The organism is Peribacillus muralis, from assembly GCF_001439925.1.
Lineage (GTDB): Bacteria > Bacillota > Bacilli > Bacillales > DSM-1321 > Peribacillus > Peribacillus muralis.
Genome location: NZ_LMBV01000001.1, coordinates 179,496 through 204,001, shown reverse-complemented (window position 1 = coordinate 204,001; position 24,506 = coordinate 179,496). Strand labels below are relative to the sequence as shown.

Sequence of the window (24,506 nt, the reverse complement as noted above, 5' to 3'; positions counted from 1 at the left end):
GGGCTGACCTCCGTTTTGACCGTGCATCATCATGCCGGGCTGGCCTCCGTTTTGACCACCCATCATCATGCCGGGCTGACCTCCGTTTTGACCACCCATCATCATGCCGGGCTGACCTCCGTTTTGACCATGAATCATGAACGCATCATATTGTTGACTTGAATCGGATTCAGTTGATTCTGTTTCATTTTGATGATATTGCATTTGATTCCCCATCTGTGGATAGGCCCCAAAATTCTGGTCTTGATAATGCTGCTGTGATTCATCGGATTGATATTGATGATAATCAGGATGGTGATGATGGTGTTGTTTTGTCGCTTCCGCTTGATACTGCCCCTTCACTTCCGGCCCATAAGTCCCAAGTAACCCTTTATTACAGCCACAATCTTCCTCATCCTCATCTGCAGACTGTATATGCTGTTGCGGATAATTATGATGGTTGTAAGAAGAAGATGATTCGCTTGGAGATTCATGGTTTTGCTGCATATAAGAACCTGCTACTTGAGGGTTCTGCATCATCCCCCCATAGAAATGGTGCGGCATCGGTGCAGGTGCTTGATATGGATATTGTTGTTGCTGGCTGTATGGATTCATACTTGCCCCTTGGACGAACCCCTGCCCCATCGATGGTGCGTACGGAGATGCTCCCCAGTTCTCAGAACTTTCATCCATCATTTGATAGCCCTGTGGTTCCGGGTATGCATAACCGCCTTGATACGGCGCTTGCATTCCGTGCATCGGCATGTGCGCCCAAGGAGGAGGCTGCATGCTATAGCCGGTTCCTGGCATGATTGGCGTCATTGGAACGCAATCATCCACAGGCTCATAATATTCTTGTTCGGGCGATACAGCTGGCTTCTTTTTCTTTTTCTTTGAAACGATCGGCTCTTCTTTTTTCTTCGGTAATGGTGGTGGTGCAGGGGGCTTTTGCACACTCATATTAGCCATGTTCACCATATAATAATTATTGATATCGATTTCAGGAATTACCGGTGTCGGTACCGGGACTTCCTTTGGAACGTCTATTTGCTTTTCTTTCACGATTGGCTTTGGCTGATATTTCGGTTGTTCTTTGATCGGCTGCTGATACTTTGGTTGTTCTTTAATCGGTGGCTGATACTTTGGTTGTTCCTTGATTGGTGGCTGATATTTCGGTTGTTCCTTGATCGGCGGCTGATATTTAGGTTGTTCCTTGATCGGCGGCTGATATTTAGGTTGCTCCTTGATCGGCGGCTGATATTTAGGTTGCTCCTTGATCGGCGGCTGATATTTAGGTTGTTCTTTGACTGGCGGCTTCTGCATCATTTGCTCTTTCATGGGTGTCGGCTGTTGAATTTGTGATTCTTTCACGCCCATATTAATGTTGGGTTTATTCATTTCTTTTATTACTGCTCCGGATGTCCCTGGTATTTTGATTTTCATTCCCGGCATCATCATGTCCGGGTTGCTTAATTGCGCGTTCACTTTTTTAAGTTCTTCAAAACTGACGCCGTATTTTTTGGCGAGTTTCCAAAGTGTATCTCCTTTTTGGACTATATGAATTTTCACGCTGATAACCCCTCCTGTGCATATGTCCATATATACTATGATGTAGTGGGTGAATTGCTAATATTTTTATCATGAAAACTTATGCGACAAAAAGGTCTTTTATGATTGGATCGATGATTTAGGGACACGGATGGTCTTTTTTTTGAAAAGGAATTAGATGATAAAACTTCCTAAAAAAAAAGAAAATCAACCGTAAATAGTTATGTCTTTCAAAACAACAATTTTACGAAAAGAGCCTTAACGCATATGCATTCACTTTATTAAAAATGGGGAGCTCGAACGCCGAGGATAAAAGAGAGATGAGGACAAAGGGTATAGCAAGTATCGGAGGCGAGATAAATATGAACCTTCATTTTTATATTCTTATTTACATATCTGATTTAAAAAACCCAGCCACCTTCACATGAGAAGATAAGCTGGGCTGTAATATTATTTGGGAGTTGAAACGAGAGGCATCGCTTATTCCTCGGCGACTTTAAGCTTGCTGAGTCGCCTATACTTGCTTTTTTCCTACACGGAGTCTCGAACCCGTTTCAATATACAATGCATTAGAACGAAGGCAAAACCACGATTTCTTCAGACATAAGGTTGCTATTGACCGTTGAACGGATTATCTCAAACTCGTTCCAACATTCGATTTAAAGCTAGAATTGCGTTATCCGCAATGCTTCTTTCGACTTTGATCGGATTGATGATAGTACCTTGTTCTATTGATTCAAGCGCCCATAGCAGATGCGGTAAGTCTATCCGATTCATCGTAAGGCATGGACACATATTCGGATTTAACGAGATGATGTTTTTGTCTGGATTTTTGGCGATAAGGCGCTTGACAAGGTTCATTTCCGTGCCGATTGCCCAAGCGGTGCCTGCCTCTGCTTTTTCGATCATATCAATGATATAGGAGGTGGAGCCTGCATAATCCGACAAAGCAACCACTTCCCGGCGGCATTCTGGATGGACGATGATATTCATGGCAGGCTGTTCTTTCCTTAATGCTTCAACATTCGCCGTTGTGAAATTTTCATGGACCGAACAATGCCCTTTCCATAGAAGCACCTTCATATCTTCGAGTTCACCTTCATAAATCAATTCCTCTTTATGTGGATCATAAACAGCCATTTCATTCAACGGAATTCCGATATCAAAGGCTGTGTTCCTGCCAAGATGCTGATCGGGAAGAAAAAGGATCCGCTCTTTTTGCTCAAGGGCCCACGAGACCATCTCTTGTGCATTGGAAGAAGTCACCGTGGCTCCGCCATTTTTTCCTACAAATGCTTTGATGGCCGCAGTAGAGTTAACGTAAGTAAGCGGGAGGATCGTATCGCCAAATAATTCCTGAAGCTTTGTCCAGGCCCGTTCGGTTTGAGCGATATTCGCCATATCTGCCATCGAACAGCCTGCACGCATGTCAGGCAGGATGACGGTCTGCCCCTCTTCTGTCAATATATCGGCCGTTTCAGCCATGAAGTGAACGCCGCAAAACACGATATAATCCGCTTCACGATTTTGAGCGGAAAGCTGAGCCAGCTGAAGTGAATCTCCCGTTACATCGGAAAACCGGATGACTTCCTCCCTTTGATAATGATGACCAGGAATATACAGCCGGTTACCCATGCGCTGCTTAATGTTTTGTACCGCTTTCCCCATATCCTCCACTGACATCGTTTTATATTTTTCAGGCAATACATGCCCTGCTGTGCTAGCCATATCCAGTATGTTCATTTCATTATCCCCTCACGTTCTGTAACTCTTGCGCTAATATCAAGTGCCCGGACGCTATGCGTCAGACTGCCCAACGAAATGTAATCTACCCCTGTTTCACGATATGCTGCTAAATTGCTTAGGGAAATTCCACCGGAAGCTTCCGTTATGATATGGTCAGGAACCAATTTGATCAGCTGCTTAATTTCTTCAGGGCTCCGATTATCGAACATGATGATATCCACGCCAGCTGCCACTGCTTCAAGCACTTGATCGCTTGACTCCGTCTCAACCTCCACCTTCCATGTATGCCCCAACTTGGCTTTGACCGCTTGAACCGCATCCGTTATGGAACCGGCAAAAGCAATATGATTGTCTTTAATCATGACCGCATCATACAAGCCATTTCGGTGATTGAAGGCTCCGCCTGAGCGGACGGCATATTTCTCAAGCATCCTCAGGCCAGGCGTGGTCTTCCTTGTATCACATGCCCTAGTCTTCGTCCCCGCTAGGATCATTGTCGCTTCACGAGCAAGCGTGGCAATTGCCGACATGCGCTGCACCAAATTTAAAACGACCCGTTCCCCTTTTAATAGCGAAGCCATATTGCCGGTCATTTTTGCAAGCTCTTGACCTGCTTCAAACACTTCACCATCCAAGACAGGCAGGGTCACCTCGATTTTGTTATCCAACAAAGCAAATCCCGCCTTGATGACGTCTCCGCCACTAAAAACCCCACCTTCTTTGGCAATGTAGGTCAACGTCCCTTGTTTTGCTTCACCAAAAATTGTATCACTCGTTACATCGCATTCCCCAATATCCTCGATCAAAAAATGCTCCAGCATTTGCTTAAGCTTCAATATATTCATATAGTCGCCGTCCCTTCAGTCGGTTTTTCACATCGGTACTAGCAAGGATGACCGAATTCCCAAGCCATAGGGAGTCATCTTCGCTTGGATAATCACTGCGGAAATGACCGCCCCTGCTTTCCGTTCTTGTCAATGCCGATTCGGCAATCAGCCACGCTACGATTATGGCGTTAGCTTTGGTAATCTCGGTAATCGATTGTCCGGTAACGTCCATATCAAGCAGACTTTCGATGTGAAAAGCCTCGAGATAATTCTTTAAGCTCATTAACCCTGCTTCCGTCCGGACTATTCCAGCTTCATTCATCAACTTTTCCTGCAATTCCGGTAATTCGGGTAAAGTAGCGATATGACAGAAACTTTTGGACTGCTGTTTTTCTTCCGGGATCTCCCTTGCTGGCAGATGTGCAAGCAAATCACCAAGCGCCTTGCCAAAAACCAGGCCTTCGAGTAGGGAATTGCTTGCCAAGCGGTTCGCACCATGCACACCCGTGCATGCGACCTCGCCGACAGCATACAAAGAAGGGACAGAGGTTTGCCCCCATTCATCTACTTCGATTCCACCCATTAGAAAATGGTTTCCAGGTGCGACCGGGATTCTTCCCGCCTGGAGATTCACCCCGCTTGTCTCACATAATGAGCTCACCGTCGGGAAGCGCTTTTTAAAATCCTTGATCATCGAAATATCCAAAAACACCTTTTCACCGCGCTGTACATAAGAAAAAATCGTTTGTGCGACAATATGCCTCGGGGCAAGATCTTTCAGATCATGGACACCTTCCATGATCGGCCTTCCCTTTTCCGTTACTAATATGGCACCATCTCCGCGGACCGCTTCTGAAACAAGTCCCCCGGTTTTGTTGTTCATAAAAAGCAGCGTCGGATGGAACTGGATGAATTCCATATCACGAACCTTCGCCCCCGCCTTGAATGCCATGGCGATTCCATCACCTGATACCGTTTGTGAATTAGAGGTTAACCGGTATAGCGAACCGCACCCCCCCGTTGCCAAAACCGTACGCTCTGCATGATAGACAGCCATTTTTCCTGACTTATTGATTGTTTTGACACCTATGCAGGATCCATCTTTACCGATGATCAACTCCACTGCGGCCTCATTCTCGATCACCGTTATCAATGATCTCCTCAAGCAGCCTATTAAATGCTCCATGATGTACTTTCCTGTACCATCCCCGTGGCTATGAAGAATTCTCCTTTCACTGTGAGCCCCCTCCATGCCAAGCATCAAGGTACCATCATGATTTCGGTCAAATTGCATTCCGGATCGGAGAAGTTCAGCTATCGCCGCTGGAGCTTCACAGACGAGTTTTTCCACTGCCTTTACCTTGTTATAGCGCTGGCCAGCAGCCAGCGTATCTTTTTTATGTAAGGATACTCCATCCTGATTGGATAGTGCCGCGGCAATCCCGCCCTGCGCCAAGTAGGAATTACTGTGACGAAGCGTTGATTTTGTGATGAGTATCACATGCTTATGTTCGCTTGCTTCCATTGCCGTTTTCAAGGCAGCAATCCCACTGCCTATCACGATGACTTCCGCTTTAACCATCATTATATCCCTCCTGTTTACGACAGGTGTCTTGACAACTATATTTACATATTATTAAACTATTATCAAGAGTTTTTTAGAATGAAGGATGGAAGTGATTTTATGATTTATTTGGACTATGCGGCCACAACGCCGATGGATGAAGAAGCGATCGAGGTGTTCAGCCAAGCGTCCCGGAGTTTTTTCGGGAACGCAAGCAGCTTGCATGATATTGGGTCAGAAAGTGCACGTTTATTGAATATGTCAAGACAGCAACTGGCAGAAATGCTGAACTTAAAAAAAGAAGCGATTCTGTTTACGAGCGGCGGTTCCGAAAGCAATATGCTTGCGATCGATACATTCGTCGCTTCGAAACCGGACTGGCAGAATCACTTGATTGTAAGCCGGACCGAGCATGCATCGATTGCCAATTTTGTCTGCAAGCTTGAACAATCCGGCTACGAGGTGACGTATTTACGGCATTTGGAAGATGGCCGTATCGATATCGAGCATCTGAGCGAAGCGCTGTCGGAGAAAACCTGCCTGGTCATTGTCCAACATGTGAATTCGGAAATCGGGGTCATTCAGCCGATTGAGCAAATAAGTAAACTCGTTCGTAAGCATCAAGCCTTTTTGCATGTCGATTGCGTTCAATCATTTGCAAGATTGCCACTGGGTGGGATATCTCCCTTATGCGATGGCATGTCCATTTCAAGCCACAAGGTTTATGGACCAAAAGGGACCGGGGCGGTCATTTTTCCAGCCATCCACCAGTTAAAGGCTTCGATTCCGAATATCACCCATGAATTTGGATTTCGGCCTGGGACAGTGGATGTTCCCAGTATAGCTTCCTTCGTGACAGCTGCCAAAAATTGTGAAAATATCATCGAAAACGAATATGAACGCATCTCCATGCTGCGGATGCAATTGATTCAGCAGTTAACGGAGAAAGAAGTCGACTTTCAAATCATTGGCGGGAAAACCGAACAATTGCCGCATATTCTGGCCCTGACCTTCACGGGATTGCAAGGACAGTACATCATGCTCGAATTAAACCGGCAGGGCTTCGCGGTATCGACGGGAAGCGCCTGCCAGATCGGTAAACAGGAGCCATCGAAAACCATGATGGCGATCGGGAAAAGCGAAGAAGAAGCGCATCAATTCGTCCGCCTTTCCTTTGGTAAGCATACGACGGCGGAGGATATTCACAAATTGGCAGACTGCCTCGAAGGAATGGTGGCCATTCGCTAAAACAAAACCGAGCATTCTATGGTAAAATGTTTGTAAATAAAGAGGTGAATGTTGATGGAAAAAAAGAAATTACGCGGCGAAGAAAGACGGACGAAACTTTTACATATATTGCAAACAAGCACGCAGCCCGTTACAGGCAACGAGCTTTCGCAAATGACGAATGTAAGCCGGCAGGTTATCGTTGGTGATATAACGCTCCTGAAAGCCCGGAATGAGCCGATCATTGCCACGAGCCAAGGCTATATGTATTTACCAGTCGAAAGCACGAAAAAGCCGGAAAGGATCATCGCTTGCCAGCACGATCCTTCTCGGACGCAGGAAGAGCTATTTCTACTCGTCGATATCGGCGTCACGGTGAAGGATGTCAAAATCGAGCATCCCGTTTACGGTGACCTAACTGCTTCCATCATGGTCAGCAGCCGGAAGGAAGTCCAGCAATTCCTCTCCAGGGTATCTGCCACGAACGCTTCCTTTTTATCGGAACTAACGAGTGGCATCCACCTCCATACCGTGAGTGCAGCAACAGAAGATCTGCTTGACGAGGCGGAGGTTGCACTGAGGGATGCCGGCATATTGGTCGATTGATTATACGAAGCCCTTCAAAAGCTTGAGGGGTTTTTTCTTATCTTATGATCTCAATCTTCCGAACGGCTTTCTTGATTGCTCCTCAATTGGCCGATGAGGTTGAGGACGGAACCGACCACTTGTATCCACCCCCCCATCGTCTGGATTAATTCGGCATCTGTCGGCTTCTTTTCTAAATCTGGATATTGATATTTTTGATTTCCCTCCTCGTTCTCTTCATCATCGTTTTCTTGTTTTTTACCATCATCTTCCTGATCTTTTTCCTGGATGCTATTTCTAAGTTCGTCAATTCCCCCAATCGCCTGCATCGAATTCCCTATCACCTGCAAAATATTTCCGGTGACATTCAAGGCCTGTTCTGGTTGATCGGGATTCACGTAAGCATCCGCCACAGCGGTTCCTCCGCCTAACGCTTGAATCAGATTACCCTTAATGATCAGTTCCTGCTTCGTCACCTCATCGAAATCGATGACCAATCCCAAAATAACAGTCAAATTACCAATCGCCTCTATCTGATTGCTTAGTTTGTTTAATGACCATGTGTCTTCCGCATCCGCCAATAACGCATTTCCAGTCGCTTGAAGTTCATTGCCGATCAAATCGAGGTTTTTGCGGAATTCTTCGTCGAACACATGCGATGGTGTTCCTCCAACAGCAGAAATGACTGTCCCTATCGCCTGCGCCCAAGAACCAAAAGTTTCTTTGAACTGACTATCCATCTCTACTGAACACCACCCTCTCCATGCATTTTGAGTAGTACTCCCACCCTAAAAAGGTGCCACCGTTACTGTAGTCATCAAGGTATGTATAGTTTTTTTGTCATCGCCATTCGCCTACCTATTGTATACGAGTTCATAAGGAATGGTGTGCAGTCTCAGGCTTTTTCAAAGCCTGAATGCTCCTTCTCCATTCATAAAAACCGGCGTTCAGACACAAAAAAACGCCCCCGATATGCTCAGGGGCGCCACCTCATCATTATTTTTCGGTTTTGATTGTACCTTTTTGCTTCTATGGATAGCAATATAAACCATTCAAGGAAGAAAGTTACCGCTGAACCACACCGCTTTGGACTTTAAAGCAGGAATAGCTTCCCATGACCGAAACCGTGCAGCCAAGAGCCTCCAACTCGGAAATGGCACCCGGGATGAGCACATCGTCAAGGGCCATTTCAATGTCGATGATGAAAAAGTAATTGCCCAAACCCGTCTTCATGGGCCTTGATTCGATCTTGGAGAGATTAAGCTTCCTCCAGGAGAAAGCGGAAAGAACTTGGTGCAGCTGCCCTGAGTGGTCGGCAGGAAGCTGGATCATCAAGGTCGTCTTCGCATCTCCTTCAACAGTCAAATGCCCGGTAAAGTCAACTTCACTGTTGGAAACGACGATAAACTTCGTATGATTATGTTCGTAATCATGGATATTTTGCTTTACGATCGTCAGCCCATACTCCGCTGCAGCCATATCATTGGCAATCGCAGCAATGTTGATATCAGGATTCTCCATCACCATCTTCGCTGCAGCGGCGGTGGAAGTCACATACTCATATGGAATGCCCCTCAGTTCTTTATGTAGGAATTTGCGACATTGAGCGATTGCATGGGAATGCGAATAGACCATGTCCGGTTTGAAGCCGGGGTACGCATGATCCGGATGCACCATATAATGCTGCTGGATCGGAATCGTCACTTCCCCTTTAATCGGTAATGTGACTTCATGGATCAAGTAATCCATCGTTATATTGACCGAGCCCTCCAAGGCATTCTCGATCGGGACGAGCGTGTGATTCACTTTGCCGTCACGGACAGCATCCAGGCAGTCCGGAATCGTGTTCATCGGCATTTTTATGTCATTAGGAAATAGTCGTGAAACAGCTAAATCCGTGAACGTTGCTTTCGGTCCTAGAAATGCGATTTTTGATGTCATATTATAAACTCCTTTTCACGGAAAATCTATTGTTTATGTTATGCCATTTTCTGATTTTTTACAATAGTTAATCCCCACATATAAAAAAACAGCCTGTACATGTAACATGTACAGGCTGTTTTCATGCGCCATTCCCAATGATTTCGACTTTTTCGACGAACTCCATTCTACGCAGTTTTGTTAGCAGTTCATTAATATCCATCGTCATTCCGCCCGTATTCAGAGACAAAGTAACATTGGCACGTCCCTGCAAAGGAATTGTTTGGTGAATCGTCATGATGTTGCAGCCGGATGATGCGACGAGCCGTAAGAGCTCCGATAGGGTACCGGAACGATCTTCAAGATAGAAGAACAGGGTAATCAGCTTTTCTTTGACAATGGTATGAAACGGAAACACCGTGTCGCGGTATTTGTAAAAAGCACTTCTGCTTAGGTCGACACGCTGTACCGCTTCCCAAACTGATTCTGCTTTCCCCCGCTCAATCATTTCTTTTGCATCCAGCGTTTTTTTCATCGCTTCGGGAAGGACATCCTCTCGAACGAGGAAAAACTTCTGATCGGCCTTATTCAAACTCTGCACGCCTCCTTTTGCCTGCCATCATGGCATCTAATCAATCAACAAATTCAAATTCATATTCAAGGATGCGGACGATATCGCCATTTGTGGCACCTCTTTGGCGAAGGCCTTCATCGACTCCGAATGAACGAAGCTGTCTGGCGAAACGACGGATCGACTCTTCACGGGTGAAGTCCGTCATTTTGAATAGACGCTCGATCTTGAATCCTGATACAGCAAAGCTGCCATCGGATTCGCGTTCAATGTTGAATTCATCCGACTGTGATGTATGTTTATAAAGGACACGGTGAATTCCCGTGTTTTCTTCTTCATGATCAAGAGGGAATTCAGGTGTTTCTTCGATTTTATCTGCAATTGCATAAAGAAGCTCACGAATTCCGTCTCGCGTTACCGCAGAAATCGGGAAGACAGGGTAGTCTTCTTCAAGCTTTTCCTTGAATGCCGCCAAATTATCTGCAGAGTCCGGCATATCCATTTTACTCGCAACGATGATTTGCGGACGCTCAGTCAAGCGCAGGTTATACTCTTCCAACTCTTTATTGATCGTTTGGTAGTCTTCATAAGGATCACGTCCTTCAAGACCCGACATATCGATTACATGAACGATTACCCTCGTTCTTTCAATATGGCGCAGGAATTGATGACCAAGGCCCACTCCTTCTGAAGCGCCTTCGATCAGACCAGGCAAATCGGCCATGACGAAGCTGCGGTGATCTTCCGTTTCCACCATTCCGAGGTTAGGGACGATCGTAGTGAAATGGTATTCGGCAATTTTAGGTCTAGCTGCAGATACGACTGAAAGCAAGGTGGATTTCCCTACGCTTGGGAAACCGACCAAACCGACATCAGCCAATAGCTTCAGCTCCATGATGATATCGCGCTCCTGGCCCGGTTCGCCGTTTTCCGCGATTTCAGGTGCAGGGTTGGCAGGTGTGGCAAAGCGGGAATTCCCCCGGCCTCCACGTCCACCCTTGGCAATAACGGCGCGTTGTCCATGTTCAACTAAATCAGCGATGACTTCCTTCGTTTTTTCATCAATGACAACCGTACCCGGCGGAACTTTGATGATCATATCCTTTGCGGTCGCTCCGTGCATGTTTTTGGACATGCCATGCTCTCCGCGTGGTGCTTTAAAGTGACGTTGATAACGGAAATCCATTAACGTACGCAAGCCTTCTTCCACTTCAAAAACGACATTGGCCCCATTACCGCCATCTCCGCCCGCAGGTCCGCCCTTTGGTATGAATTTCTCGCGACGATAAGCAACTATCCCGTTACCACCGTCTCCGCCTTTTATATAGACTTTCGTTTGATCGACAAACATGCTATCACTTCCTTGTTTTCTGCAAGTCAATTCTTGCTGTATACTTCTCTAAAAATTTATATTCATCAAAAAAATTAGTTCATCCTCATTGCATGCACGTATTTCAATCGACTGCTCAACCGTTAGTGAACAATCCAAAAACTCCATCACTGCAGATTGGTCAATGAACCTCCCTTGCATATGAAAGGAACAGCGCATATCGCTCACCCCTTTTTTATCCAGCGAAACAGTCAAGCTGTTTTCAAAAGACGGGTCGAGGCTTTTATCTAAAATGGTAAAGTAATCGTTTGTCCAGCGATACATCAGCTCATCCATCTCGACAGAGCCTTTGAACACATCGATGATTTCATATTCGCAATGAAATGATCCATTATTCCAATTTGACGTCAATAACATCTCGGTGAACTTCGGTAAATTCAAACTGGAAAGACGTGCTTCATTCTGCGTTTCAATAATGATTTCATCAATGATGCCTTTTACACGATCAATTCTGTTTAGCTCGAGGTTCCCTTTGATGATTTGAATTTTATTCAGCCAATCATGCCTCGTTTGACGTAGGGTTTCAATAGTCGTCCAATTTTTATCCATTATTAACACCTTCAATTATGATAAAGAAACTTTTATTTCAGCTCTATCATGTTGAATACTTCCATTTGTACAGTATATCAAAAATATAACAAACAGGAAATGAAGCTCGATTCACATGCCTTCACATGAAAGCCCCCGTCCAAAAAATACAGCCACACACCCTGAGTTCTTTGGACGATGGTAGAGCCATTTGAACTAAAAAAGAGAATGGGCCTTATTTATGCACCAATTGGAGATATTATCGTTATATTGGATTGTCTATTCGGGATGGGATCAGTAATTTGGATTTCCCCCCTAAAAGAGTAAGAAAGCCCGCCGGTTGGCGAGCCTTTTGTAAGTCAGAGGTTGTTTTCCTTATACTAATGACTAAAGTCTCCTGCAAAACGCTGGTTATTTATCGAACTATAGTATAAATAAAGGGCCGGACCCCTTCTCCACTATATAGCCTACCATTATTAAAAATGACGCGGTATATAGTGTCTCGGAGAAGGAATCAGACCCTATTGAGTCAGCCTCTGTTCAAGGATGCCAAATTATGCTTCTTGTGCAACTGGATATACGCTTACTTTTTTACGGTCACGTCCGAAACGTTCGAATTTAACAACACCGTCTACTTTAGCGTATAGAGTATCGTCTCCACCACGGCCTACGTTCTCACCAGGATAGATTTTCGTTCCGCGTTGACGGTAAAGAATAGAACCACCAGATACGAATTGACCGTCTGCACGTTTAGCGCCAAGACGCTTAGATTGAGAGTCACGTCCGTTCTTTGTAGAACCTACTCCTTTTTTCGAAGCGAAGAACTGAAGATTTAATCTTAACATTTGTTCCACCTCCTATTGGCTGAGGATAATTTTCATGTATTTACCATAATCACGCTCGATGGTTTGCAGCGATACGAGCATGCCATTCAAGAGCAGCTGAACCTTCTCCTCCGATTCCTGAGGAAGGTTCCCCGGAATCGTGCAGCGAAGATAGCCGCCTTCTTTGCCTTGCTCGATCTCAGGCTCTACATCCGTTAAGGACATAATCGCATTGACCGCCCCGAAGGAAACAGCCGACACTCCTGCACAAACGATATCAGAACCTTTTTTAGCAAAATTAGCATGTCCGCTTAAGGTGAACGAATCAATCCGTTCCTGCGGAGCATTAAAGACAACTTTAATCATCAAGAATCAGCCCTTACGCGTTGATTGCTTCAATCACAACTTTTGTGTATGGTTGACGATGACCTTGTTTTTTACGATTGTTTTTCTTCGCTTTGTATTTGAAAACAGTGATTTTCTTTTGCTTACCTTGTTTTTCGACAGTACCTGTTACAGTAGCGCCTTCAACTAGTGGAGCACCGACTTTCACGTCTTCGCCACCTACGAATAAAACTTTGTCAAATGTAACAGTTTCGCCTGCTTCTGCGTTTAATTTTTCAATGTAAACCGCTTCGCCAGCTGCTACTTTAATTTGTTTACCGCCAGTTTCGATAATTGCGTACATACTTGCACCTCCTTAAATGTCTCAGACTCGCCAATCACAGGCGTTTCACCTGAAAGGCAAAAGCTTAGGACCTGTTGTTGAGCGGTTGTAGCACGGGTGCTACAAACATAACATTAAAATCCTATCATGAAACAGGAAGAGCTGTCAATATATTTATAGAAATTCCCGCCTTTCACTCGAAGGCGCTGCTGATTTCCTGAACGGTGCCGAAGCGCTTGATGGAATAGGCGTTCGTGGAGCCAGGAAGAAAGGATAGGAATAACCTTTTGCCGCCGATCAGCTCCTCCAGTGTCGGTCTGTACGATTCCTTTTCACCAAGCAGCACGTCGGCAACCGCCCTGCTTGCCTCCACCCAGACCGCTTCATCATCTCTCTGCCGGTGCTCAAGCAGTTCTCGCTCCAGCCGGAAGGCCATGGTTTCCGGACTCTCGATTTTGCCGCTCCCACTGCAAACGGGGCAAGGAACCGTCATCAATTCGCTTAAGGACGGAGAAGTTCTCTTCCTTGTCACCTGAAGGATGCCCAATTCCGTAAAGCCGATGACCTGGACCCGCTTCTCATCCTTCGCCGTGTCCTTTTTGACGATGTCGATGATTTCTTGCTTATGTCGTGGTTGATCCATATTGATGAAATCGATCAAAACGATTCCGCTAATATTCTTCAACCTCAGTTGACGGGCAACCTCTTTCGCTGCCGCTTGATTCACCGCAAACAATGTCGTCTCCTTTGCCACTTTGCCGGTGAACTTACCTGAGTTAACATCGATGACGGTGAAAGCTTCCGTTTCTTCAAAAATTAAATAACCGCCATTATCAAGCCAAACGATTTTCTTGTTCGTTTTTTCCACTTTCGCTTCGATACTCGATTCGGAAAAAATATTTTGCGGACCGGTTGCATGGGATATTTCCCACTCCTTATGATTTTTCCGGGCCCATGATTTCAACTCCAGATAGGCGTTGAAATCATCGATAACCAGCTGTCCGACAGTCGTTCGAGTCATTTCGGCCATGATCATCTCCAAAAGAGTGTCCCGCTCAAGGATCAGTCCCGGAGCCTTGAGGGAGGCAGCCTTCCGTTCAAGTCCTTGATACATCTCACGCAATGAAGTCAGCTCTTCAATAAAAAACGCTTCACTCTCGTTCTCCATCATCGTGCGAACGATCAATCCTTCATCCGTTTTTTTATTTTGCATCGCTAGTTCACGCCACTGCTTTTGCATATGATCGTTACTGAATTTCTTTGAAACGCCCACATAATCGATCCCATGTATGTATACGAGGGATTCTGTCGATAACTCGATCAGCCCCGTCAATTTAGCTCCTTTTGTGCCTGTCTCATCCCGGCTCACCTGAACGAGCAGCTTTTCTCCCTGGCGAATATATTGACCGATGGCTTTTTTTCCATCGCTGTTTTTTGCCAGCTGGAAACTGGGAATCTCGTCTCGATGCAAAAAGCCATTCTTCTCCGCACCATAATCAACGAAGACGGCATCCATCCCAGGCAGCACCTTCGTCACTTTTCCAAGATAAATGTTACCGACCGTACTCCGCTTTTGAGGCGGCATGATATCAAGCTTACACAATACATCATTCTCAAGTACGGCGACTCTTTTTTCGCGTGAAGCCAAGTTCGCGATCATCTTTTTCATAAAAAAAAATCCTCTCCTCAATTTGAAGAAAGGATATCATATTTAATAAGAATATAATAGGTCACCGATTTTCCCATTAGTCATTTTCTCGGAAAAATAGGCATGAAGAATTTCCGTTTCATCCAAGGAGCCGCTTTCCTTGCCGTTTTTCATGATGATGATGGGGTGTTTACACCCTCGTTGGAACAGTTCTAGCACTTTATAAATCGGTTCCTGTGAATCCACCAAAATCGGCTTCAATTTCGCCAGATCATTCGTATGCCCATAATGGCGCTGCAAAAGGAAACGGATAAACGCATAATAGCGCTGCCGCCATTCCATCACGAGCGAGAGACTGATGAAAAAGACGATGAGCCAGATGTTCAAATTGAGCGGATCAAGAATGAGCCAGGTCAAAAAAGCCAAAACGGCGAAGGCTGCCGAAAAATGAAGTGTATATTTCTGTGCGTCAAGAAAGGTGCAATATAGCGATACACCAATGAATAGCAAACGTCCCCCATCCAACGGCCAAATTGGCAGCAAATTAAAAACCAGCAGCGTTAAGTTCATATACAAAAAGGGCTGATACAGCTCATAGGAAATAAAAGAAAAGAAATAGAGCAAAAAAGCTGCACCAATGAGCCAAACATGCTGAAGCGGACCGGCAAGCACCACCGCCAAATCCTCCTTCAAGCTTTTATTGCCATACTCCTCAGTCTCGACAGCCCCCCCGAAGGGAAGCAGCTGGATTGATTTTATCCGCCATTTGAAATGCTGGGCACAGATGGCATGCCCCATTTCATGAATGAAGACGATGAGCAGCAGCATCAGCACTTCAACGAAGTGAGCTGTGAGGATGGCCATGCCAATGACGAACCACAATGTCGGATGCACCCTGATCTTGAACAGCAGTTTCCCATATTCACTCAAAGGAAATCACCTTTTTAGGATTGACGAAGGCATCATTTTCCTTGATCGCTAAATAAAATCTGCCCTTGGATCCATCTTCACTGACTGTAACCTGTCCGACTTCATTACCCTTTTTAACGAAATCATACAATTTCACATCAATCTCCTTGAGCTGCCCATACCAGGATTCACTTTTATTGGCATGCTGAATGACGACCGTCTTTCCTATTCCCTCCTTTTCACCGGCAAAAATGACTAGCCCCTCATTGATTGCCTCCACCTTGGAGCCTTTGCTCGTTTCCAGTATGATACCTTCACCGTTCGTCTCGAACGTTTGGGTAATCTTCGCAGAAGCTGGCATGGCATATTCTTCATTCGAGTCGACCGTTTCCTTGTTCGCTTCCTTCGGCAAGAAAGCGATCGGTTTGCCAAACGCACTTTCATACCAATTGGAGATGGAAGCGAACTGAAATTCCTTGCTCATGTTTTCCGTGACAAAGCTCCTGGCAGGGTCAAGCCGTACCGATGGGTGCTTGAACATCACCGCGACAATCAGGAACAGGCAGACACTGACAAGTATTTTAAAGAAAAAATATTCTTTCCTGAAGAGCGGATGATCTTTTTCGGAATATCCGTTGAATGAATCAGCTCCATATGATTCATCATTGTTGATCTCCGTCCAACTGCTGTTCCCAACTGGGTTATCATTGAACTTACGTCTCTTGGCGATACGATTGCGGATATCTTTCCTGCGATCATCCATAAAGAATCCCCCCTGCTCTTGTCAAAGCGCTATATTACAGCGTATGAACAACTTGTCCGGACTATGACCGAGAAAAGATGTTAGTGATAAAATAAATATCCCGGACCAAATCGAGCGGAAACTCATAAAATTCAAGGGATTTTCACAACAATTAATGAAATTGAATAAATGAGGAAAAAATCCAATTGATATTGTTCCCTGAAATTTGTTATAATAAAGTGGTTTTAACATTATTGAGGGGGAACATTTTTTTATGTCAATCGAAATAGGCAGCAAAGTACAAGGTAAAGTAACAGGTATCACTAATTTTGGAGCATTCGTAGAATTACCAGGAGGCTCAACAGGTCTTGTGCATATCAGTGAGGTAGCAGATAGCTATGTAAAAGACGTCAATGACCATCTTAAAGTAGGCGACCAAATAGAAGTTAAAGTGATTAGTGAGAAAGACGGAAAAACTGCCTTGTCCATCAAAAAGGCTATAGATAGACCCGAAGGGCAAACCTCTTCTTATACCAAACGCCCACCACGCCAAGGGGATAGCCGTTCTAAAGATTTTCGTTCAAAAGGTAATTTCCAACCAAAGGAAAATTTCGAAGATAAAATGGTTCGCTTTTTAAAGACTAGTGAAGAAAATTTATCGACTCTTAAACGCAGCACCGAATCGAAACGCGGCGGCAGAGGCGGAAGACGCGGATAACCCGTCTAAGTTTCAACCATATAGATAAGGCAAGCCAAGGATCTTGGCTTGCCTTTTTTATTGGCGGAAGCAAAAAAAAGCGGGGGCATCAAGTGCTCCCGCTTCCTGAACTTGATTGTACTCATCAAGTTTTTTCGGAATTTTAGCGTACGCTAAAGAATTTTTTCAGTTTGGACATGAAGCCCTTCGGTTCACCGCCAATTGGCGACAAGGGAACGGATTCACCAAGAATCCTGCGGGCTATGTTCCGATAGGCAAGTGAGACTCTATTGTCTGGATTATAGGCGATCGGTTCCTTTTTATTAGCTGCCACAATGACCTGGTCATCGTCAGGGATGACGCCAATCAAATCAATTTTAAGAAAATCGGTAACGCCATCGATATCCATTTCTTCATCTTCATGAAGTAAATGGCCACGTATCCGGTTGATGATCAATTGTGGCGGTTCAATCTGCTCTTCTTTTTCAAGCAGGCCAATGATGCGATCTGCATCCCTGACAGCGGGCCTCTCCGCCGTCGTAACGATGATCGCCTTGTCCGCCCCGGCAATGGCATTCCTGAAGCCCTGTTCGATGCCTGCTGGGCAGTCAATGAGGATATAATCATAGTCCGGTTTCAAATCGCTGATGAGTTTCCTCATTTGCTCTTCATTCACCGCTGATTTATCGCTATTTTGCGGAGCCGGCAGCAAATAAAGCAAATCCTCGAAATGTTTATCTTTAATGAGCGCTTGATGTATTTTACAGCGCCCTTCGACCACATCGACCAAATCATAGATGATCCGGTTTTCCAACCCCATGATCACATCCAAGTTTCGAAGACCGATATCGGTATCAATCAAGCAAACCTTTTTGCCTAGAAGAGCTAAAGATGTTCCCAGATTGGCGGAGGTGGTCGTTTTCCCGACACCACCCTTACCGGATGTTATAACTATTGCCTCTCCCACGATTAGAGACCCCCTTCTAATCTATTTAAATTAGGTCTATATTTCTTTAAAACTTGCAGTTTATCGATAATGATATTTTCTTCTTCATCCATGAAGGCACATTCCAAGTCATGCCCCCATTTCGTATATTCATCAGGAGATAAATTGACTTGTCCGGCAATGCGAAGCTGGGCAGGCTTCATGACCGAGGCGGCTATTATCGCCTCATTATTCCCCTTGTAACCGGCATGGGCTATTCCCCTTAACTGTCCCATGACATATATGCTGCCCCCCGCACGTACCGTTCCATCGGGATTGACATCCCCGATTAGCAGTAAATCCCCGGGAACTTCAAAAACTTGTCCAGATCTTATCACCTTGGTGACGGTCGTCACTTGGTTTTCGTCTTTCCAGCGGTTCGCTTCGTCCTTTGTCAGGACATTCGAAATCATTTCATCTACAAAAAGCTTCTTTTTTTTGTGGATGACCTCTTTAATCATTTCTTCTTGTTTTTCATCAAGATAGCGGTTCCCTGTATGTACTTTAACGGAAATAGACGGGTCATTTTCTTGAAACTGATAGTTTGCCGAAAGCTTCACTTCTAACTCTTTCAATAATTCGGAAAATGAGCAAGAATCATCGAGATGAAGCATAAACCCGTCTTTTGTTCCCTTAATCATGACATTTTGCTGAATTCTTTTATTCATGACGTTTGTTTCACCTCAATGAAATATAATTCGACATAGGAAAACAAATTTCCTTTTTCTACGTACACGGAAGAGAGAAATACCAATCCGACCTGCTTTTTCGGACATTGAAACGTTATTCCGCTTCTCCTTGCAAATCAAGTTTTTCGAAAATTCTCTTTAAAGGATAGCAGCTGATGACAATGAATACGAGATTCAATAACAAGGTCGGCAGTAATCTCCTTTCCGCGAATTCACCGAATGGCATCTCGGCGAATGAAAGGATGGTATTCATCTGAAAAATGACTACCTCTAAAACGGCCGTAAACACAAACGCCGTCAAACAGGCAATCAAAACATTATTTTGCAGGATTTTCATGCATTTTGAAATCAAGTAGGCAAGAAAAGGAAGCAGGAACATATAAACCCCTAAGATTTCCGTATATACGACATCATAGGTCAATCCAAGAATCGCTCCATAAAGCATGCCCATTTTCCTGGAACCATACATGGTCAGGAAAAAAACGAAAATCATCATGAAATGGGGAACGAGGATTTTATCGTCCCCGAACGTATCACCCGCAAAAAGCTGCGCGAAGATGCTTTCAAAAACAAAAAAAATCAAGGCTATAAAAGAAAGGATGAATTGTTTCACTCAGCTTCATCCTCCCCATCACTTTCCTTCGCTACCCCGCCTACTTCACGCTGAACGACCATAACATTGTTTATATCGTAAAAATCCGTCGAAGGTTCAATATACGCAGTTTGATTCAATCCGTATTGATCGACCTTGACATCAACCACTTTTCCGATCAATAAACCTTTAGGGAAGATCCCTCCATAACCGGATGTGATGACCGTTGAATCCTTCTTGATTTTTTTATCGTATGGAATCCGTTTCATTAACAATAGGTTCTTTTTATCATCGAACCCTTCTATCAAACCGTATGCTTTATCATCACCTTGAACGATGGCGGAGACGCGGTTGGCTTTATCGATTGAACTCAAGAGCTGAACCGTAGCCGTGAAATCAGTTGCTGACTTAACCTTTCCCACAAGCCCATTGGACGTGATGACGGCCATATTCTTTTCTACCCCATTACGCTTTCCTTTATTGATCGTCAGCATTTCATGCCAACGGTCAGGATTGCGGCCGATGACCGTCGATTGAATCGGTGAATACTTCCGCAGGTCATCTTCCTTCTTGAGGTTATCGCGAAGATCTTCATTTTCTTCTTTTAAATCCTGGACTTGGGTTTTCAATAATACATATTCATCCAAGCGGGCCTTCAATTTTTTGTTTTCATCATATGTATGTTGAAGGTCTTTCAAGCCCCCTACAAATCCTGTTATACCCGAAACTGGCTTATTAAACACATTTCCAACCCAGCCTGTCGTATCTTTGAGGAATTGTTCCGGCCATGTCAACTCTTCTCTCTCCTTTAAGGAAAAACCGATCAATGCCACGAGAACGATGATACTAACGAGCAAGAGAAGGAGTTTTTTATTAAAAATCTGTGGCATGATAATTGCACCTCTATATCTTAATATCTTAAATCTTAAACATATACCCTTACATGCTTCGCCTTCGCTACCTGTTCATTAAGCAGCTTGGACATAAGAAAAACCGGCTCAAAATTGCAACCTTTTGTTGAGCCGGCTCCTATTTGAGAAGTTGTGCTTATCGGGAATCTCTTGATTTAGTTTTGAATAAGTGAATGTGGTCCAATGCTTTCCCCGTGCCGATCGCTACACAATCCAGCGGATTTTCGGCAATGATTACCGGCATTTGCGTTTCTTCACTGATGACTTTATCCAGATTGCGCAGTAGTGCTCCTCCGCCTGTCAACACAATTCCTCTATCCATGATGTCAGCAGCCAATTCAGGTGGTGTTTTTTCGAGCGTGTTTTTCACGGAATCCACAATCGCAGTAACCGTATCGCTCAATGCTTTGGATATTTCCTCAGCTGTAATTTCAATCGTCTTTGGCAATCCAGTCAATAAGTCACGACCGCGAATTTCCATGTTTTCGACGCCTTCCGTGTCACCGGCAGAACCAATTTCCATTTTAATCGCTTCCGCGGTACGCTCACCGATCATCAAATTGTAGTTTTTGCGTATGTAGACGATAATGGCATCATCCATTTCATCTCCGGCAATGCGGATGGATTGGCTCGTAACGATTCCGCCAAGGGAGATGATCGCCACTTCCGTCGTTCCTCCGCCGATATCGACGACCATGCTGCCTGTAGGCTCCCAAACAGGAAGGTCTGCCCCGATCGCTGCCGCAAACGGTTCTTCGATAGGATAGGCATCACGTGCCCCAGCTTGTCTAGCTGCATCAATGACTGCACGCTGCTCAACTGCCGTAATTCCAGAAGGTACGCAAATCATGACATATGGCTTGTTACCGAATACACCCTTTTTTTGGGCTTCTTTCATATAATACTTCATCATTGTTGCCGTCGTTTCATAATCGGCAATTACGCCGTCTTTCATCGGACGAAGTGCAACCACGTTTCCAGGTGTACGGCCGATCATGTTTTTTGCATCATTTCCGACTGCCACGATTTGCTTTGTATCGGTTTGCACCGCGACGACGGATGGTTCGCGAACTGCAATCCCTTTTCCTTTCACATATACAAGCGTGTTAGCCGTTCCTAAATCAATCCCTATATCTCTAGCGCCTATTCCAAACATTGGTATCTCCCTTTCGTAAACAAAAATGCCTTTTTATAAGTTCAAGTTGTAATTTGTCGTTTTTTGACAATAAGAGTTTTGAAAAAGTTTCCTCTTTTAAAAATCATAAACAATATTATATCGTATCGTCAAAAATTTTGATAGTGTCATAAATAACCTTTTTCCTTCAAACTAACATATTTATGCTCCCCGATAATGATGTGGTCCAATACTTCAATCCCGATAATTCTACCACATTCGACTAATCTTTTCGTCACTTCAATATCTTCTCTGCTAGGAGTGGGGTCTCCGGAGGGGTGGTTATGAAGACAGATGATAGAGGCGGCAGACCTTCTGAAAGCTTCTTTGAAAACCTCCCGTGGGTGCACGATCGAGGCATTGAGGCTGCCGATGAAGACCGTCGTTTTTTGAAGCACTTGATTTTTCGTATTTAAATAAAGGCAGACGAAATGTTCCTGGGACAAAAACCGCATTTCTTCCATGCAGTAATTGGCCCCGTCTTCAGGAGAACGAATCACATAGCGATCTTGATCATTCAATTGGTTCATCCTCCTGCCAAGTTCCACAGAAGCTAGAATATGAATCGCCTTCGCTTCTCCTATTCCTTTGATCCCGGTCAATTCTTCCACGGAGGCTTCTTTTAGCAGACGCAGGCCTTTGACGGAATTGATGAGCCTGCCGGCTAATTGCAGTACGGATTCTTCCTTTGTACCCGTCCTTAATAGCAGCGCAAGCAACTCCTGGTTGGAGAGGCTTTCTGGTCCGTCTTGCAAAAACCTTTCGCGTGGCCTCTCTTCTTTCGGGTAATCCCTTATTAACATTTTTTCACTCAAAACATCCGCCCTCCCATAAAAGGGAGATGCCAAAGCAGAAATCCACTTAGCCGAAATCTGCCTGCATCGCCTTGAGCTCACGGGCCAATCTTGAAACCGGAAGCCCGACGACAGAGAAATAATCCCCTTTGATTTGTTTGACAAGCAGGGACCCGTATCCTTGTATCCCATAACCGCCGGCTTTATCAAAAGGTTCCCCGCTATCCAGATAACGTTCGATTTCAGCTTCTGGCAGCTCCCAAAATGTCACTTCCGTTTTTTCCGCGAATACTTTGCAATGCTTACCGAATAAGATGGCAACACCTGTATAAACCTCATGTGTCCGACCCGATAACATCTCCAGCATCCTTTTTCCATCCGCGCGGCTTGTTGGCTTGCCTAATATCTTTCCATCAAGGACGACAACCGTGTCCGAGCCGATTACCCAGCTTTCCTGAAATCTTGCTAATATCGCCTTGGCTTTACGGGAGGCAAGCTCTTTCACCGCAGCATCTGGACACATGGTATCATCAATACTTTCATCGACATTGGAATTCATGCTTTCAAAGGGGATTTGTAGGAATTGCAGAAGTTCTTTACGACGTGGTGATGAAGAAGCTAAAATCAATGGCTGCATAATTAAAAGGTCACCTTTCTTTACATAGGGAGATACATACCTATCCTATCAAATTATCAGGCAATCCACAATTATTGTTTACTAGGAATCGACAATCCCGGCTAAGTATTTCCCGGAAAATAAAAAAAACTGTCATCTGACCGTTTCTTGGTGGGGAGCTTGTCCGCTTGGATAGCTCCCTGTTTCATCAGTTAACTTGATGCACTTTGGTAATTCAATAAAAAATCCAGAAGGCTTCCTTGTGCCTCCAGGAGCTTGTCTTCCTTTTTGGAGCTCTCAAACTCGGTAATCGCCTCTGCCGCAGCAGTTAGGTCGGCATTCATTTTAGATAACTCTTTCGATACTTTCTCCGCCTTCAGCTCGTTCAGGTTTTTTTTCAACGCTTCTTTGTTTACAGTCGCTTCCTTACCACGTAGCTTGGCCGCGGATATTTCCGCTAACGAAGCATAGACCATCTTCATCTTGTCGAGGGTTTTTTCATCCACCTCGCTTTTTCCATTTGCTTCAAGATTGATTTCCTTCCAATAAACGTCGACATCATAGGACTTTAAGAACAAGGCCAGATCTTTGCTTGAAGCTAGACTCTCTGCCGACCCCAGGAATAAATAATAGCTTTCTTCCAGTTTGAAAATTTCAGCGGGAACTTGCTTATCCAAGATTTTCTTTTGTATCTGCTTGGCAGCATCCTCGGTGCTGAATACTCCACCCTGCACAAGGAATGTTTTCAGCTCGGCTCCATTCTCCTTCACTGCCGCTTTTTTATCCTCAACCGGGGCTTTCGTTGAAATGGGTGTCTCGAGTGTGGGAACCGCGGCTTTTTCCCTCGTGATCGTTTTAACGGCGATCAAGCCAAGAATCGACCCAAAAAACACGGCACATATGACAGCGATCAAAAAGGTCTTAACTGGCCTTTTATCCGAGCCCTTCCTTGAGCTGGCACCAAAACCGATGAGCTTCGGCATTTTCTTCTTTTTTGGGGAAGGGACCAATACAATCTTGTTCTCATTCGCCTCATCAGGAAGTATCCATTCAAAACTCTCATCTTGATGCTCCTGCTCTTCACTCGCTGCCTCTTCGCTTTCGATTCTATTATTATCGGCAAATACTTTTTCTTCCCCATTGATTTTAATCGTGACACCTTTGCTTTTTCCTGACTTGCCCACTTTTTTTCCTCCTCTCCAGTTCATTTTTTCCATCCTATCATAGTGCAAAAAAAAAATAACAAGACTTTTGTCGTCTTGTCATTAATAGGTTTCGTCAAATTTCCCTTTCACTGACTAGTAGATTACCTATATCTTCTTAGTCACTGGTACTTCTGGTTCATTGCCGCATCCATATCCATGCCCCAAAAA

26 protein-coding genes and 1 other annotated feature are annotated in these 24,506 nt (G+C 44.7%); of the genes, 3 read left to right on the top strand and 23 right to left on the bottom strand.

Annotated features, from left to right (window positions below):
• From safA to nadB, 4 genes are all read right to left on the bottom strand, one after another.
• On the bottom strand, window positions 1-1,548 hold a 1,548-nt coding region (safA, locus tag ASU00_RS25865), incomplete at its 3' end, for a SafA/ExsA family spore coat assembly protein (protein WP_152983665.1).
• Between the two features lie 615 nt (window positions 1,549-2,163).
• Entirely contained in the window at window positions 2,164-3,270 is a 1,107-nt protein-coding gene (nadA, locus tag ASU00_RS00960; RefSeq protein ID WP_057911572.1) for a quinolinate synthase NadA, read from the bottom strand.
• Window positions 3,267-4,118, bottom strand: coding sequence for a carboxylating nicotinate-nucleotide diphosphorylase (nadC, locus tag ASU00_RS00955; protein WP_057911571.1), 852 nt, complete (start codon window positions 4,116-4,118; stop codon window positions 3,267-3,269). Before nadC ends, nadA begins: the two co-directional genes overlap by 4 nt.
• Window positions 4,099-5,685, bottom strand: a complete 1,587-nt coding sequence (nadB, locus tag ASU00_RS00950; RefSeq protein WP_236712558.1) for an L-aspartate oxidase — start codon at window positions 5,683-5,685, stop codon at window positions 4,099-4,101. The genes nadC and nadB overlap by 20 nt, the downstream gene beginning before the upstream one ends.
• Before the next feature lie 78 nt (window positions 5,686-5,763).
• Between nadB and ASU00_RS00945 the strand changes: the two genes are divergently transcribed.
• Window positions 5,764-6,912, top strand: coding sequence for an IscS subfamily cysteine desulfurase (locus tag ASU00_RS00945; protein WP_236712557.1), 1,149 nt, complete (start codon window positions 5,764-5,766; stop codon window positions 6,910-6,912).
• A 51-nt stretch (window positions 6,913-6,963) separates the two neighbouring features.
• On the top strand, window positions 6,964-7,497 hold the full coding sequence (locus tag ASU00_RS00940) for a transcription repressor NadR (RefSeq protein WP_057911570.1): 534 nt from the start codon (window positions 6,964-6,966) through the stop codon (window positions 7,495-7,497).
• 50 nt (window positions 7,498-7,547) lie between these two features.
• On the opposite strand, the gene ASU00_RS00935 is transcribed toward ASU00_RS00940, so the two are convergent.
• From ASU00_RS00935 to ASU00_RS00885, 11 genes are all read right to left on the bottom strand, one after another.
• A complete protein-coding gene (locus ASU00_RS00935) occupies window positions 7,548-8,216 on the bottom strand; it encodes a DUF6944 family repetitive protein (RefSeq protein ID WP_057911569.1) in 669 nt (222 codons plus the stop codon).
• A 325-nt stretch (window positions 8,217-8,541) separates the two neighbouring features.
• Entirely contained in the window at window positions 8,542-9,417 is an 876-nt protein-coding gene (gene pheA, locus ASU00_RS00930) for a prephenate dehydratase (RefSeq protein WP_057911568.1), read from the bottom strand.
• Window positions 9,418-9,538: 121 nt separating this feature from the next.
• Window positions 9,539-9,988, bottom strand: a complete 450-nt coding sequence (locus ASU00_RS00925; protein ID WP_057911567.1) for an ACT domain-containing protein — start codon at window positions 9,986-9,988, stop codon at window positions 9,539-9,541.
• A 40-nt stretch (window positions 9,989-10,028) separates the two neighbouring features.
• Window positions 10,029-11,318 carry a GTPase ObgE gene (gene obgE, locus ASU00_RS00920; protein ID WP_057911566.1) on the bottom strand — a complete coding sequence of 430 codons (1,290 nt, stop codon included), beginning with the start codon at window positions 11,316-11,318 and terminating at the stop codon, window positions 10,029-10,031.
• A gap of 48 nt (window positions 11,319-11,366) precedes the next feature.
• A complete protein-coding gene (locus tag ASU00_RS00915; RefSeq protein ID WP_057911565.1) occupies window positions 11,367-11,906 on the bottom strand; it encodes a Spo0B domain-containing protein in 540 nt (179 codons plus the stop codon).
• Between the two features lie 533 nt (window positions 11,907-12,439).
• A complete protein-coding gene (gene rpmA / locus ASU00_RS00910) occupies window positions 12,440-12,730 on the bottom strand; it encodes a 50S ribosomal protein L27 (RefSeq protein WP_034308845.1) in 291 nt (96 codons plus the stop codon).
• A gap of 12 nt (window positions 12,731-12,742) precedes the next feature.
• A complete protein-coding gene (locus ASU00_RS00905; RefSeq protein WP_057911564.1) occupies window positions 12,743-13,075 on the bottom strand; it encodes a ribosomal-processing cysteine protease Prp in 333 nt (110 codons plus the stop codon).
• A 13-nt stretch (window positions 13,076-13,088) separates the two neighbouring features.
• A complete protein-coding gene (gene rplU, locus ASU00_RS00900; protein WP_034308849.1) occupies window positions 13,089-13,397 on the bottom strand; it encodes a 50S ribosomal protein L21 in 309 nt (102 codons plus the stop codon).
• Between the two features lie 13 nt (window positions 13,398-13,410).
• Window positions 13,411-13,494: a sequence feature (ribosomal protein L21 leader region), on the bottom strand.
• A 75-nt stretch (window positions 13,495-13,569) separates the two neighbouring features.
• Window positions 13,570-15,045, bottom strand: coding sequence for an Rne/Rng family ribonuclease (locus ASU00_RS00895; protein ID WP_057911563.1), 1,476 nt, complete (start codon window positions 15,043-15,045; stop codon window positions 13,570-13,572).
• Between the two features lie 42 nt (window positions 15,046-15,087).
• The gene (locus ASU00_RS00890) at window positions 15,088-15,954 is read right to left on the bottom strand and encodes a M50 family metallopeptidase (protein ID WP_057911562.1); all 867 of its coding nucleotides are present in this window, start codon (window positions 15,952-15,954) and stop codon (window positions 15,088-15,090) included.
• Window positions 15,947-16,696 (bottom strand): M23 family metallopeptidase, encoded by a 750-nt coding sequence (locus tag ASU00_RS00885; protein ID WP_057911561.1) that lies wholly within the window; start codon window positions 16,694-16,696, stop codon window positions 15,947-15,949. Before ASU00_RS00885 ends, ASU00_RS00890 begins: the two co-directional genes overlap by 8 nt.
• A 253-nt stretch (window positions 16,697-16,949) precedes the next feature.
• Between ASU00_RS00885 and ASU00_RS00880 the strand changes: the two genes are divergently transcribed.
• Window positions 16,950-17,393: a S1 domain-containing RNA-binding protein gene (locus tag ASU00_RS00880; RefSeq protein ID WP_034308861.1), complete on the top strand. Its 444-nt coding sequence runs from the start codon at window positions 16,950-16,952 to the stop codon at window positions 17,391-17,393.
• A gap of 142 nt (window positions 17,394-17,535) precedes the next feature.
• On the opposite strand, the gene minD is transcribed toward ASU00_RS00880, so the two are convergent.
• The 8 genes from minD to ASU00_RS00840 form a co-directional block, all read right to left on the bottom strand.
• A complete protein-coding gene (gene minD / locus ASU00_RS00875; protein ID WP_057911560.1) occupies window positions 17,536-18,339 on the bottom strand; it encodes a septum site-determining protein MinD in 804 nt (267 codons plus the stop codon).
• 2 nt (window positions 18,340-18,341) lie between these two features.
• Window positions 18,342-19,025, bottom strand: coding sequence for a septum site-determining protein MinC (gene minC, locus ASU00_RS00870; protein WP_057911559.1), 684 nt, complete (start codon window positions 19,023-19,025; stop codon window positions 18,342-18,344).
• A 115-nt stretch (window positions 19,026-19,140) separates the two neighbouring features.
• On the bottom strand, window positions 19,141-19,659 hold the full coding sequence (gene mreD, locus ASU00_RS00865) for a rod shape-determining protein MreD (protein WP_057911558.1): 519 nt from the start codon (window positions 19,657-19,659) through the stop codon (window positions 19,141-19,143).
• The gene (gene mreC, locus ASU00_RS00860) at window positions 19,656-20,528 is read right to left on the bottom strand and encodes a rod shape-determining protein MreC (protein ID WP_057911557.1); all 873 of its coding nucleotides are present in this window, start codon (window positions 20,526-20,528) and stop codon (window positions 19,656-19,658) included. The genes mreD and mreC overlap by 4 nt, the downstream gene beginning before the upstream one ends.
• A gap of 157 nt (window positions 20,529-20,685) precedes the next feature.
• On the bottom strand, window positions 20,686-21,705 hold the full coding sequence (locus ASU00_RS00855) for a rod shape-determining protein (RefSeq protein ID WP_057911556.1): 1,020 nt from the start codon (window positions 21,703-21,705) through the stop codon (window positions 20,686-20,688).
• A gap of 146 nt (window positions 21,706-21,851) precedes the next feature.
• A complete protein-coding gene (gene radC / locus ASU00_RS00850) occupies window positions 21,852-22,526 on the bottom strand; it encodes a RadC family protein (protein WP_057911830.1) in 675 nt (224 codons plus the stop codon).
• 58 nt (window positions 22,527-22,584) lie between these two features.
• Complete coding sequence (locus ASU00_RS00845) at window positions 22,585-23,154, bottom strand: Maf family protein (protein ID WP_057911555.1); 570 nt, start codon at window positions 23,152-23,154, stop codon at window positions 22,585-22,587.
• Window positions 23,155-23,345: 191 nt separating this feature from the next.
• The gene (locus tag ASU00_RS00840; protein WP_057911554.1) at window positions 23,346-24,317 is read right to left on the bottom strand and encodes a hypothetical protein; all 972 of its coding nucleotides are present in this window, start codon (window positions 24,315-24,317) and stop codon (window positions 23,346-23,348) included.
• Window positions 24,318-24,506: the final 189 nt, after the last annotated feature.